Raw genomic sequence first — 13,768 nt, forward strand, 5'->3', positions numbered from 1 at the left:
TCAGCTCTCCTTCCGCGCGGTGCGCGTGGTGGGCTGGGTGACCCGGTCGAGCATCAGCCCCAGGCAGACGATGGCGGCGCCGGCCACGAGGCCGGTGGCCAGGTCGCCCTGGGCGAGGCCGAGCACGACGAGGTATCCGAGCGCGTCCGATCCGACGAGCGCGCCGATGATGACCACGGCGAGGACCAGGACGACGCCCTGGTTCACGGCGAGGAGCAACGCGGGACGGGCCAGGGGCAGTTGGACCTGGCGCAGTTGCTGGCCCCTGGTGGCGCCCAGTGAGCGGGCGCACTCCATGGCGGCCGGGTCGACGCCGCGCAGACCCTGGGTGGTGATGCGGATGACGGCCGGGAGCGCGTAGACGATCGCGGCTGCCGCGGCGGGGGCGCGGCCGACGCCGAAGAGGGCGACGACCGGGATGAGGTAGACGAACTGCGGCATGGTCTGGAAGACGTCCAGGACCGGGCGCAGCAGGCGTTCGAACCGTTCGCTGCGGGCGGCGCCGATGGCGATGCCGAAGCCGAGGACCAGGGTGACGGAGACGGCGGCGAGGACCTGGCTGAGAGTGTCCATCGAGGGCTCCCAGACACCGAGGACACCGATGGCCGCCATGGCGAGTACGGCGGTCAGCGCGGTGCGCCAGGTGCCGATGGTCCAGGCGAGTGCGGCGACGACGAGCAGCACGGACCACCAGGGCAGGCCCTGGAGTCCGCTGCGCAGCGGGTTGAGTATCCAGTTGGTGAAGTGGGCGGCCCAGTCGGCGGTGCCGCCGACGACGGGGATGCCGGTGTAGAGGTGGTCGACCATCCACTCCTTGGCGGTGTTGACCGGTCCTGCGATGGCGACGATCGCGCCCTCGGGCCAGATCCGGCCGCCCGTGAACCGTCCCACGACGGCGACGGCCGCCACGATCACGGCCGCGAGGCCCCAGCCGCGTGCGCCACGCAGCACGGCGGGGCCTGTCGGCTCCGCACCGATCCGGCGGCCTGCGGCCTCGGTCGTACGGTCCAGGACGACGGCGAGCAGGACGATCGGGATGCCCGCGGCGAGTGCGGCGCCGACATCGACGGAGGACAGCGCCTGGTAGACGCGGTCGCCGAGGCCGCCGGCACCGATCACGGAGGCGATGACGGCCATGGACAGGGCCATCATGATCGTCTGGTTGAGGCCGAGAAGCAGTTCCTTGCGGGCCAGCGGCAGCCTGGCCGTGAGCAGCCGCTGCCTGCCGGTCGCGCCGAGCGAGGTGACGGCCTCCATGACGCCCTGGTCGGCGCCGCGAAGCCCGAGTGCGGTGAGGCGTGCCATCGGCGGGGCCGCGTAGACGACGGTCGCGAGGACCGCGCCGGGGACACCGATGCCGAAGACCAGTGCGACGGGCAGCAGATAGGCGAAGGCGGGCAGCACCTGCATGGTGTCGAGTACGGGGCGCAGCGCACGGTACGTACGGTCCGAGAGCCCGGCCGCGAGGCCGAGAAGGACGCCCAGCACCACCGACGCGAGGACGGCGACGACCATCAGGGCGAGCGTCTGCATCGTCTGCACCCACATGCCCAGGAGTCCGCAGACGACGAAGGAGACGGCGGCGGTGAGGGCGAGCTTCAGGCCCGCCACCCGCCAGGCCACCACGGCGGCGACCGCGGTGACTCCGGCCCAGCCGAGGGCCAGCAGCACCAGGTAGACACCGCGCACCGACAGGACGACGGCGTTGCTGATGTGGCCGAAGAAGTAGAGGAACAGCGGGTGGCTGTCGCGGTTGGCGATGATCCAGTCGTTGACCTCGCCGAGCGGCGCCGTCAGATCGACGGTCAGGGCGCCGGGCCACGCGGCGCCGCCCCAGCGGGCCTGCACGACGGGTACGGCGACGGCGGCGATCAGTGCGAGGACCAGCAGCTTCGCGAGGGAGGGGCGGCGGAGCAGCGCCAGGAGCTGTCCGCGCCCCGGCGGTCCGGCGACGGCGGGTTCGGTCGCTTGGGCGGTGGCCATCACGCGGCCACCGCCCGGGAGTCGAAGGCCCCGGTGCCCGCGACGACTCCGAGCAGGCACTCGCGGTCGACGACACCCACGAGCCTGCCCTCGTCCATGACGCGGGCCGACGCGTCGCCGGAGCGGGCGACGGCTTCGATGGCTTCGGAGACGGTGGCGTCGGGGCGCAGCGCGGGACCTCGGTCGGCCTCGCCCGCGGCCGCGGGCCGCATGGCGGTGGAGACCGTCAGGACCTGTTCGCGCGCCACGTCGCGGACGAACTCGCGTACGTAGTCGTCGGCGGGCGAGCCCACGATCTCCTCGGGAGTGCCGAGCTGGACGATGCCGCCGTCGCGCATGAGCGCGATACGGGTGCCGAGGCGCAGCGCCTCGCTCAGGTCGTGGGTGATGAAGACCATGGTCCGGCCCTCCTCGCGGTGCAGGCGGACGACCTCGTCCTGCATCTCGCGGCGGATCAGCGGGTCGAGGGCGCTGAACGGTTCGTCGAAGAGCAGGACGGACGGGTCGACGGCGAGTGCGCGGGCCAGGCCGACGCGCTGCTGCTGGCCGCCGGAGAGCTGGGAGGGGCGGCGCTGCTCAAGACCGGCGAGGCCGACCTTCTCCACCAACTCGGCTGCCTTCAGACGCCGTTCGCTCTTGCTCAGGCCCTGGATCTCCAGGCCGTACGCGACGTTGTCGAGGACGGTGCGGTGGGGCAGCAGACCGAAGTGCTGGAAGACCATGGCCGCGCGGTGGCGGCGAAGCTCGCGCAGGCGCGTGCGGTCCATCGCGAGCACGTCCTCGCCGTCGATGGCCAGGGTGCCGCTGGTCGGCTCGATCAGCCGGGTCAGACAGCGTACGAGGGTGGACTTGCCGGAGCCGGACAGGCCCATGACGACGAAGACTTCGCCCTTGCGGACGTCGAAGGAGACGTCCCGTACGGCGGCGGTGCAGCCGGTGCGTTCCCGCATCTCGGCCGGAGGCAGATCCGCGTGCTCGCTGCCGGGAATGCGGTCGGCCTTGGGGCCGAAGACCTTCCAGAGATTCCTGACGGAGAAGACAGGGGTGTCGGTCGTGGTCATCGGACATCGCCTCCAGCGGTCGAACCGAGCAGTGTCGAACCAAGCAGCGTCGAACCAAGCAGTTCAGCGCATTTCTCGCCGACCATGAGGACGCCGATCATCGGGTTCACGGCGGGCATCGTCGGGAAGACGGAGGCGTCGGCGATCCGGATGGATTCGAGCCCCCTGATGCGCAGTTGGGGATCGACCACAGCCGCGGTGTCGTCGGCAGCGCCCATCCGGCAGGTGCCCGCCGGGTGGTAGACCGTGTGCGCGACCTTGCGGGCGTACTCGCTGATGTCCTCGTCGGAGGTGACATCGGGTCCTGGACACACCTCGCGCTTGAGCCAGTGCGCCAGAGGTTCGGTCTTCGCTATCTCGCGGGCGAGCTTGATTCCGTCGACCAGCGTGCGGCCGTCGTGGTCGTCCTCGTCGGTGAAGTAGCGGAAGTCCAGGGCGGGTTTGACCTCGGGGTCGGCGCTCGTGAGGTAGAGGCGGCCCCGGCTGCGCGGCTTGGGGATGTTGGGGGTCATCGACACACCGTGCTCGGGGCGCTCGTAGCCGAGGCGCTCCGGGTTGTCGGTGAACGGGATCTGGTAGAAGTGGAACATCAGGTCGGGGCCCCGGGATTCGGGGTCGCGCCGCACGAAGAGGCCCGCGTCGGAGTCCATCGCGGAGTTCTCCGGGATGGGTCCGTCGGTCTCCCAGACGATGACCGACTCGGGGTGGTCGAGCAGATTCTCGCCGACACCCGGCAGGTCGTGGACGACCGGGATGCCGAGCGCCTCCAGGTCCTTCCTCGGTCCGATTCCGGAGTGCATCAGCAGCCGGGGGGTGTCCACCGCGCCCGCGCAGACGATCACTTCGCGGGTGGCGCGCAGCAGCAGCTCCTCACCCTCCTCCGTGCGGACGTGCACGCCGGTGGCGCGGTTGCCATCGAACTCCAGCCGGTGGGCCCAGGTCTCCAGCAGGATCGTGAGGTTGGGGCGGTCACCGGCCTCGATGTGCGGGTGGAGGTAGGCGACGGAGGCGGAGGAGCGCTTGTTGTTCTCCGGGTGGTAGGCGAGGTCGAAGAAGCCGACGCCTTCGTGGAAGGGCTTCTTGTTGAAGCCCTCGACGCGCGGGACGCCCGCCGCGGCCTGCGCCGCGTCGACGAAGTCGCGGGCGATGGCGTTCCTGTCCTTCTCGTCGACGGGGACGATGTGGTTGCGCAGCCTGGCGAAGTACGGGTCCATGGCCGCCGCGTCCCAGCCATCGGCGCCCGCCTCGGCCCATTCGTCCCAGTCGCCGGGCAGCGGCTTGAAGCTGATCAGGGTGTTGTGCGAGGAGCAGCCGCCGAGCACCCGGGCGCGGCTGTGCCGGATGTGGGAGTTGCCGCGCGGCTGTTCGGTGGTGGGGTAGTCGTAGTCCAGGTCACCGCCGAGCAGCCCGAGCCAGCGGCGCAGGGTGAGTACGTCGTCGCGGTCGATGTCGGTGGGGCCACCCTCGATCACGGTGACGGTGACGTCGGGGTTCTCGGTGAGCCGTGAGGCGATGACCGAGCCGGCCGTGCCGCCTCCGACGATCACGTAGTCGACGGGTTCGGGCCGGGCTGTGCGGGGGGTGGGGTGCAACGGGTCACTGCTCCTTCTGCAAGGTGCTTACGTTTATGACGTGCTGCGAACAGGCGATGGAGCTGGGGTCAGCCGGCGAACCAGCGCTGGGGGCGCGGGTTGAGGTTCTGGTAGATGTGCTTGGACTCGCGGTACTCGGCCAGTCCGGTGGGGCCGAGCTCACGGCCCGTACCGGACTTGCCGAATCCGCCCCACTCGGCCTGCGGAAGGTACGGGTGGTAGTCGTTGATCCAGACGGTGCCGTGCCGCAGCCGCCCCGCGACCCGGCGGGCGCGGCCCGCGTCGGTGGTCCAGACGGCGCCCGCGAGGCCGTAGTCCGTGTCGTTGGCCAGGGTGATGGCCTCTTCCTCGGTGCGGAAGGTCTCGACGGTGAGGATCGGTCCGAAGGTCTCCTCGCGGACCACCTTCATCTCGCGGTGGCAGCTGTCCAGGACCGTAGGCCGGTAGAAGTAACCGCCCGCGGGCCGCACCGGGGAGGGTTCGGGGCGTGCGCCGCCGGAGCGGACGACCGCGCCCTCTTCCCGCGCGGAGGCGACGTACGCCTCGACCTTGGCGAGTTGCTGCGCGGAGACGAGCGGTCCGCACTCGACGCCGTCCGCGGTTCCCCTGCCGAGCCTGATGGCGTCGGCGCGGCGGGCGAGTTCGGTGACGAAGCGCTCGCGGACCGATTCCTCGATGATGAGCCGGGCCCCGGCGGAGCAGACCTGCCCGCTGTGGAAGAACGCGGCGTTCAGCGCCTGGTCGACGGCGGTGTCGAAGTCCGCATCGGTGGCGCAGGCGTCGGCGAAGACGACGTTGGGATTCTTGCCGCCGAGCTCCAGCGCGACCTTCTTGACGGTGGGGGCGGCGGCCTGCGCCACCTTCGTACCGCTGGCGAGCCCGCCGGTGAAGGAGACGAGGTCGACGTCCGGGTGTTCGGAGAGGCGCGCGCCGACCGGGTCGCCCGCGCCGGTGACGAGGTTGGCCGCACCGTCCGGCAGTCCCGCCTCGGACAGCAGCCGGATCAGGTGGACGGTGGACAGCGGCGTGACCTCGCTGGGCTTCAGGACGAAGGTGTTGCCCGCGGCGAGCGCGGGGGCGATCTTCCAGCTGGCCTGGAGGAGCGGGTAGTTCCAGGGTGCGATCAGGGCGCAGACGCCCACCGGCTCGTGCACGACGATGCTGTGTACGTCGGGGTCACCGGCGTCGACGACCCGGCCGCCGCTCTCGTTCATCACGAGGTCGGCGAAGTAGCGGAAGGCGTTGGTCACGTCGTCGACGTCGACGCGTCCCTCTTCGAGCGTCTTGCCGGTGTCGCGGCTCTCGACGAGGGCGATCTCCTCGCGGTCGCGCTGGAGGAGGTCCGCGACACGGCGCAGGAGCCCGGCGCGCTCTGCGACCGGCCGGTGGGGCCAGGGGCCGTCGTCGAAGGCGCGGCGCGCGGCGGCGATCGCCAGGTCGGTGTCCTCGGTGCCGCCTTCGGCGACGAGGGCGAGGACGGTGGCGTCGGCGGGGTCGATGATCTCGCGTGTCGCGCCTGATGCGGCGGCCTGCCAGATGCCGTCGATATGAATCGTGTCGAGCGCCGCCATGTCCTGATCTGCCTTCCGTACCCGAAATGCTCCCCGCCGGATCGGCCGGGAGCGTGCGCGGGCGGACCGTGGTCCGGTCGCACCAGCGGCCTGGACCCCTCCCCGGTCGGGCGGAATGTATGCCAGGAACTTCACGCTGAGTGATGCGGCTCACTCTGAGCAGCCGCACGGACCCTGGAAACAGGGCGGCCCGCCGGTGGTCCCTGATGCGGGACCGCCCGGCGGGCCGTCGACGTGGTGTGAGCGGGCGAGTGCGCTCGGTACGGGTTCCGGTCCTGCCTCAGACGGCGACGGTGACCGTCCCGGTGCCCTCCCCCGTAACCCCGGAGCCCTCGACGCTCACGTGGTACGCCCGGCCCGTCCCCTCCGCCGTCACCCGCACAGTGCCCCCGTCCCGTACGACACGGAACACTGCGGCCGGAACACCCGAGAGGTCCGGTACGGAAACGGTCCGCTCGGCGGCCGGGGCGTCCCCGAACACCCGCAGGGTGAGCCCGTCCAGCCAGTCCCCGTCGGGCCGCTGGTCGTCCGCACCCCAGGGCAGTACGGCGCCGGGTCTGACGAGCAGCGGCAGGCTGTCGAAGCCGTGCGTCTCCCGGTGCCAGGCCGGGCCGGTGAGCCGCTCGCCGGTCAGCAGTGAGGTCCAGGTGCCTTCGGGTACGTAGAACTCGACCTCGCCGTCGGCGGCGAAGACCGGGGCTACGAGCAGATCGGGGCCGAGCATGTACTGGCGGTCCAGCGTGCGCGTGGCCGGGTCCTCGGGGAACTCCATCAGCATGGGCCGCATCACCGGGACGCCCGTGCGGTGCGCCTCGGCGGCCACCCCGTACAGATAGGGCATCAGCCGGTGCTTGAGGAGGGTGAACTGCCGTGCCACATCGACCGCTTCCGCGCCGAAGGCCCACGGCACCCGGTAGGACACGTTGCCGTGCAGCCGGCTGTGCGAGGACAACAGCCCGAAGGCGAGCCACCTCTTGAAGACCTCCGGGTCGGGCGTGCCCTCGAAGCCGCCGATGTCGTGGCTCCAGAAGCCGAAGCCGGACAGGCTCAGCGACAGACCCCCGCGCAGTGACTCGGCCATCGCGGTGAACGAGGCGAAGCAGTCGCCGCCCCAGTGCACCGGGTACTGCTGGCCGCCCGCCGTCGCGGAGCGGGCGAAGAGCACCGCCTCGCCGTGGCCGCGCTCCTTCTCCAGGAGTTCGAAGACGGTGCGGTTGTAGATCTGCGCGTAGTAGTTGTGCATCCGCTCCGGGTCCGAGCCGTCGTGCCAGACGACGTCCGTGGGGACGCGCTCGCCGAAGTCCGTCTTGAAGCAGTCGACGCCCTGGTCGAGGAGGACCCGCAGTTTGCTGTTGTACCAATCGCGCGCCGCCGGGTTGGTGAAGTCGACCAGTGCCATGCCGGGCTGCCACAGGTCCCACTGCCAGACGTCCCCGTTCGGCCTGCGCACCAGATAGCCGTGCTCCGCGCCCTCAGCGAACAGGGCGGACTTCTGCGCGATGTACGGGTTGATCCACATGCTGATCCGCAGTCCACGCTCCTTGAGCCGGGCCAGCATGCCTTCCGGGTCGGGGAAGACCTCCGGGTCCCAGAGGAAGTCCGACCACTGGTACTCGCGCATCCAGAAGCAGTCGAAGTGGAAGACGGTGAGGGGGATGTCGCGCTCGGCCATCCCGTCCACGAAGGACGTGACGGTCTCCTCGTCGTACGAGGTGCAGAACGAGGTGGTCAGCCAGAGGCCGAAGGACCAGGCGGGCGGCAGCGCGGGCCGGCCCGTCAGCGCGGTGTAGCGGGACAGCACCTCCTTCGGCGTCGGTCCGGCTACGACGAAGAACTCCAGTGACTGGTCCTCGACGCTGAACTGCACCTGCCCGACCGACTCGGAGCCGAGCTCGAAGGAGACCTTGCCCGGGTGGTTGACGAAGACGCCGTAGCCGCGCGAGGAGAGGTAGAACGGGATGTTCTTGTACGCCAGTTCACTGCTCGTACCGCCGTCGGCCTGCCAGATGTCGACGCTCTGACCGTTCTTGACGTACGGCGTGAAGCGTTCGCCGAGGCCGTAGACGTTCTCGCCCACCCCCAGGCTGAGTTGGGCGACCATGTGGTGCGCGCCGTCGGGTGTGGTGGCGAAGGCGGTCCCCTTGGCGTCGACGCCGGTGAGGCGTCGCCCCTGGTCGTCGAGGAAGGTCATGCCCCACGGGCCCTCGCCGTCCATGCGCAGGGTCAGCGGACCGCTGGTGAGTTCGGTGACCGGGCCGTCGCGGCGCACGCGGGCGGTGAACGCGGGGTCGTTGCCGGGCAGCAGCTCGAAGTCCGGTCCGCGCCCGGCCTTTCCGGCGTGATGGGTGGCGCGTACGCCGATGATCCCCTCGGCCGGGGAGAAGCATTCGACGGTGATCAGCGGGGTGTTGAGCGTGTCGCCGCGCTCGGCGACGTGCTTGACCGCCGCGTAGGCGGTGAACCGGTCGTCCTCCGCGCGCAGATCACGGATCTCGGTCGCGTAGCAGGCGCGGACGCCCTCCCGCATGAGCCAGAAGCCGTCGGTGAACTTCATGAGGACTCCTTGCCGGAGATGGAGGCGGAGACGGAGACGAAGGCGAGGTGGGCGAGTCGTACGCCACCGTGCAATGTCACATGTACGTCCTGGACACCACCGGCGACGATCGGGACCTCGTGCGTGCGGTAGTCGTACGTTCCGCCGGTGGCCGCAACAGCGATGCTCACCGGTCCCGCGCCCGTATCGATCACCACCTCGCCCTCCCCCGCCGCCGTCACCGCGACGCCGCGCACTCCGTCCCCGAAGTCGCACCGCCTGAAGAGGAGTTGCCCGTCACCGCCCGCGAGTGGAGCGACCGCGTCGCCGTCCGTTCTCGTACGGTCGACGATCTCCGTCGCACGCTGCTCGTCGTAGTCCGCCGCTTCGAGACCGCACCGCACCACGGGCCGCGGACCGGACGCCTCGCCTTCGATGACGACCGTGGCCATGCACCGGATGTCGGCGCTGGAGGCTCCGGCCAGGAATTCGTACATCCCCGGCTCGACGGTCCAGCGGCCGTGCGCCACGTCCCAGTGGCCGAGATCGTCGACCGGCACGAGGAACTCGACGCGCTCCGCAGCGCCGGGTGCGAGGCGCGGGCGGCGGTGACCGATCAGCTTGCGCAGCGGCAGGCCGGCTCCCCGCTCCGTGCCCCGTACGTAGAGCTGGGCGACTTCGTCCGAGGCGACCGCGGAGGTGTTGGTGACGGTCAGCGACACCCGCAGGCGGTCGTCCTCACGGGCTGCCGTCAGTCCGGAGTACGCGAAATCGGCGTACCCGAGTCCGTGTCCGAACGGGTAGAGCGGGGTCCCCTCGAAGTAGAGGTAGGTCTGCCGGGAGCCGATGATGTCGTAGTCCAGCAGGTCCGGCAGGTCGCCGTCGGAGGCGTACCAGGTCTGCGGGAGCCGGCCGGCCGGGGACACGTCACCCGCGAGGACACGGGCGAGCGCGGTGCCCGCGGCCTGACCGCCGTGCGCCGTCCACAGCAGCGCGGGCAGGGTGGCCGCCGCCTCCGTGACCGCGTACGGATAGGCGGAGGTCAGGACGAGGACCGTGCGGGGGTTGGCGGTGTGCGCGGCGCGCCACAGCCGTTCCTGCTGGGGCGGCAGGCCAAGCGTCGTACGGTCCTCGGTCTCGCGGCCGTTGATGTGCGGGTCGTTCCCGGCCACGACGACGACGGTGTCGGCGGCTGCGGCGGCCCGCGCCACGGCGTCCTCGCCGCGCTCGACCACCTCGACCCCGAAGACCGAGGCGCGGGCGGCCGAAACTTTCTCGCCGGAGTCGGCAACCTTTACCCCGTCGGTGGCGACTGTCACGTACCCACCTGTCCCGATGTGCAGAAGGCGGTGCCCGCCGTCGTGCCCCTCAGCTCCCGCCACTCCCTCCACCGCTTCCAGACGGAACGTCTCCTGGACGACCCAGCCTCCCGGTTCGTCGGCGGACGCCCGTATGTACCCGTCGTCCGCGACCGACAGATAGCGGCCTTCGGCGGTACGGAGCGTGAGGACACCGCCGCCCCAGTCGACGAGCGCGAGTTCGGTGGCCTGCTCGCCGCAGGTGAGCGGCGGCAGGTCGGTGCGTCCGGCGAGGAGCGCCGGGTCGAGAGCGCCTTCGGCGCCGCGCGCCGGGCCGGTGGCCTCGCCCGAACCGGCGCTCTCCTCCGCGCCCGGGACCTGGAGCCAGCCGTCCGCGCACTTCAGCCGCACCCGGTCCGCGCCTTCGGCAAACGTGACGTTTTCCGCCCCGTACCGCTCCCGCAGTCCGTCGAGCGGGGTCGAGCGGTGCAGGAGCGTGCCGCTGTACCAGTCGAGCTTGCAGGCGTCCCCGAGCAGTCCGACGACGGCCACGGTCCGGCCCGCCTGCGGGGCGAGTGGCAGCAGCCCGTCGTTCTTCAGCAGCACCACGGCCTGTTCCGCGGCCTCCTGGGCGAGGGCCCGGTGCCCGGCCGTGTCGAAGTCGGCGGCCCCCGCGTACGGGTCGAGGTCCGGGTCGAATTCGCCGAGCGAGAAGCGCAGGGCGAGCAGTCTGCGTACCGCCGTGTCGATGTCGCTCTCGTCGATCAGTCCCTTGTCGAGCGCGTCACGGATGCGCCCGGTCATCACCGCGGAGTCCTGGCCGTGGTCGGTGAAGCTGTCCACTCCGGCCTTCAGAGCCGCGGCGGTCGCTTCCTCGTGGGTGTCGAAGTAGTGCTCGGAGTCGACGAGGTTGGAGGGCGCACCGGCGTCCGAGCAGACGACGAGGGGCTGCTCGGTCCAGCGGCGCAGCTGCTGGGCGAGGAGCGGCGAGACGTGGTTGGGGCGGCCGTTGACCAGGTTGTACGCCGGCATGACACCGGCGACCGCGCCGGCCCGTACGGCGTCGCGGAAGGCCCGCAGGTCGTACTCGTGCAGCACACGCGGGCGGACCGACGAGGAGGCGGTGTCGCGGCCGGTCTCGTTGTTGTGCGCGAGCCAGTGCTTGAGGACCGGGGCCGTACGCCAGTAGCGGGGATGGTCGCCGCGCAGCCCCCGGGTGTACGCGACGGCGATGGCGGAGGTGAGCGCCGGGTCCTCGGCGTACCCCTCTTCGCCGCGGCCCCACAGCGGATGGCGCAGCAGGTTCACTGTCGGGGCCCAGACGTTGAGTCCGACCCGGTCGTCCTCGGCGCGCTTCGCGCGGACCTCGTCGCCGACGGCCTCGCCGATCCGGCGCACCAGTTCGTCGTTCCAGGTCGCGCCGAGACCGACGGCCTGCGGGAAGACGGTCGCGGGGCCCATCCAGGCGACTCCGTGGAGTGCTTCCTGTCCGGTCCGGAACGCCCCGAGTCCCAGCCGCTCCACCGGGGGCGCGAACTGGTGGAGCATCGCGATCCGTTCGTCGAGCGTGAGCCGCCCGAGCAGATCGTCGGTGCGCCGGGCGAAGGGCAGCTGCGGGTCGCGGAAGGGCAGCGAATGGTCCGTCACGTGCGGGTCCCCTAGGAGAGGTGGGAGGTCTGAGCGCTCCGTCGAGGCGCTAGGGCCTCTCGTTCGGACTGGAAGATCTTTCGAAGCGCTTCGATGCTCCGTGCCGAACCCCGCAGGTGTCAAGGGTGCGGCACACCTCAGCCGAGCCCTGACGCCCAATCAAGGGCCGTATAGCGCCCACGGCTCCATGGAAACAGTACGGAAACAGCTCCGAGGAATCCGGGATCGGACTCTTGTGCGGCCGGATGGCTTCACTTAACCTCGCTGCAACATCGAAGCGCTTCGACAGCACTTCGAACCTTGTGAATCAGGCCGGTCCCGCCGGTTCAGTCAGTAACGCCCCACCTCAGACACAGGAGCCGACCGGCGGTCGTCCGCCGTGTGTCCTGGTGCGCCTCGAAGGGTTGACGCAATGACGCCGAATTCCTCCTCTTCCCCGAGCCGGAGAAGCTTCCTCGCCTCCACCGCGGTCGTCGTGGCCGCGGTCGGCGGCGGGATGCCGCTGCTCGCCGCCTGCGGCGGTTCGGGCAACGCGAAGAACGAGGGCACCACGACCGGCAAGAAGCTCAAGGGCCTGCTGCCGGCGTATGTCCCCTCCGAGGCGGTCACCCCCGACATCGCCGCCAAGAACGGCTCCGCGATCGGCTTCACCACCGCCAAGCCCGCCGACCAGCTGGTCGTGTCGGTACCGAAGAAGCTCGGTAAGGGCGGCGAGGTAAGCATCATGGCCCCGCTGTGGGGCACCTCGCCCGGCACCGGCAACGCGTACTGGACCGCGATGGACGAAGCCTCCGGCGTCAAGGTCACGTGGCAGAACCAGGACGGCAACGTCTACGGCCAGAAGCTGGGCGCCGTCCTCGCCTCCAGCAATGTCCCCGACGCGGTCGTCGTGCCCGGCTGGGAGCTGAACGGCAAGATACCGAGCGCGATCGCCAACAAGTTCGCCGACCTCGGCCCCTATCTGGCGGGCGACAAGGTGAAGGCGTACCCGAACCTCGCCGCCATACCGACCGGCGCCTGGCAGCGGGCGGTCTTCGGCGGCAAGCTGCGCGGACTGCCCTTCCCGGCCGAGTCCACGCCGAACATCGCGCCGTTCTACTCGCCCGGCTTCTTCGAGGAGAAGGGGTACGAAGTCCCCACCACCACCCAGGAGTTCTACGACCTCTGCAAGGAGATGAACGCCCCGAAGAGCAAGGTGTGGGCCTGCGGCGACATGACCTGGTCGGCGTACGCCTTCTTCGGGGTGCTGCCCGAGAAGCCGTACTACTGGAAGCTCGTGGACGGCAAGCTGGTCAACCGGTACGAGACCGACGAGTTCCTGGAAGCGCTGGAGTGGTCGCGCTCGCTGTACTCCGCCGGCTTCGTCCACCCCGACGTGAAGGCCGAACGCGGCGACCAGAAGAACCTGTTCTCCTCGGGCAATCTCAGGATGTACAACGCCGACATCTCCGACTGGTACGGCGCGACGGCCGTGCAGCGGCTGGCCGACCCGAAGTTCTCCATGGCGGCGATGGACATCTTCGCCCACGACGGCGGCAAGCCCACGCTGTACGCGGGGCCGCCCTCCAACATCTGGTGCTTCATCAGCGAGAAGGCCGACAAGAGGAGGATCGAGGACATCCTCGCGCTCGCCAACTTCACCGCTGCCCCGTACGGCTCCAAGGAGCAGCGCCTGAAGGCGTACGGCGTCGAGGGCGTGCACCACACCGTCAAGGACGGTGTGATCGCCAAGACCGAGGACGGGAACAACCAGGTCTTCGCGACGTACGAGTACATCGCGAGCTCCGCCCCCTTCCGCGCCTACCCCGACCACCCGGACGTCGCCAAGGGCATGGTCGAGTGGCAGCAGCGCCAGGGCGCGCACACGCAGAAGCCGCTCTTCCACGGCATGCAGGTCCAGGAGCCGGCCCGGTTCGCGGAGCTGAACTCCCAGTTCGAGGACCTGGAGAAGGACATCGTCCGCGGGCGCAAGAAGGTCGGCGACATGCAGCGGAACGTCTCCGACTGGCGCTCGCGCGGCGGCGACAAGCTCCGCGACTGGTACAAGAAGCTGCTCGACGAGACCGGCGACTCGGCTTCCTGA

At 70.4% G+C, this 13,768-nt stretch carries 7 protein-coding genes; 1 reads left to right on the forward strand and 6 read right to left on the reverse strand.

The annotated features are described in order from the left end of the window. From ACWGO0_RS10095 to ACWGO0_RS10120, 6 genes are all read right to left on the reverse strand, one after another. Positions 1-1,983: an ABC transporter permease gene (locus tag ACWGO0_RS10095; protein ID WP_453530844.1), complete on the reverse strand. Its 1,983-nt coding sequence runs from the start codon at positions 1,981-1,983 to the stop codon at positions 1-3. Continuing rightward, complete coding sequence (locus ACWGO0_RS10100; RefSeq protein WP_453530847.1) at positions 1,983-3,044, reverse strand: quaternary amine ABC transporter ATP-binding protein; 1,062 nt, start codon at positions 3,042-3,044, stop codon at positions 1,983-1,985. Before ACWGO0_RS10100 ends, ACWGO0_RS10095 begins: the two co-directional genes overlap by 1 nt. Continuing rightward, positions 3,041-4,636, reverse strand: a complete 1,596-nt coding sequence (locus ACWGO0_RS10105; protein WP_453530850.1) for a GMC family oxidoreductase — start codon at positions 4,634-4,636, stop codon at positions 3,041-3,043. The genes ACWGO0_RS10100 and ACWGO0_RS10105 overlap by 4 nt, the downstream gene beginning before the upstream one ends. Positions 4,637-4,704: 68 nt before the next feature. Continuing rightward, positions 4,705-6,207, reverse strand: a complete 1,503-nt coding sequence (locus tag ACWGO0_RS10110) for an aldehyde dehydrogenase family protein (protein ID WP_453530853.1) — start codon at positions 6,205-6,207, stop codon at positions 4,705-4,707. A gap of 280 nt (positions 6,208-6,487) precedes the next feature. Next, a complete protein-coding gene (yicI, locus tag ACWGO0_RS10115) occupies positions 6,488-8,761 on the reverse strand; it encodes an alpha-xylosidase (RefSeq protein ID WP_453530856.1) in 2,274 nt (757 codons plus the stop codon). After that, positions 8,758-11,685 (reverse strand): glycoside hydrolase family 3 C-terminal domain-containing protein, encoded by a 2,928-nt coding sequence (locus ACWGO0_RS10120; RefSeq protein ID WP_453530859.1) that lies wholly within the window; start codon positions 11,683-11,685, stop codon positions 8,758-8,760. Before ACWGO0_RS10120 ends, yicI begins: the two co-directional genes overlap by 4 nt. A 412-nt stretch (positions 11,686-12,097) precedes the next feature. Between ACWGO0_RS10120 and ACWGO0_RS10125 the strand changes: the two genes are divergently transcribed. After that, a complete protein-coding gene (locus ACWGO0_RS10125; RefSeq protein ID WP_453530862.1) occupies positions 12,098-13,768 on the forward strand; it encodes an extracellular solute-binding protein in 1,671 nt (556 codons plus the stop codon).

The organism is Streptomyces sp. NPDC055749 (assembly GCF_053617235.1).

Coding starts and splice junctions, on each gene's coding strand:
- ACWGO0_RS10095 (WP_453530844.1), bottom strand. CDS start 1,983: ATGGCCACCGCCCAAGCGACCGAACCCGCCGTCGCCGGACCGCCGGGG.
- ACWGO0_RS10100 (WP_453530847.1), bottom strand. CDS start 3,044: ATGACCACGACCGACACCCCTGTCTTCTCCGTCAGGAATCTCTGGAAG.
- ACWGO0_RS10110 (WP_453530853.1), bottom strand. CDS start 6,207: ATGGCGGCGCTCGACACGATTCATATCGACGGCATCTGGCAGGCCGCC.
- yicI (WP_453530856.1), bottom strand. CDS start 8,761: ATGAAGTTCACCGACGGCTTCTGGCTCATGCGGGAGGGCGTCCGCGCC.
- ACWGO0_RS10125 (WP_453530862.1), top strand. CDS start 12,098: ATGACGCCGAATTCCTCCTCTTCCCCGAGCCGGAGAAGCTTCCTCGCC.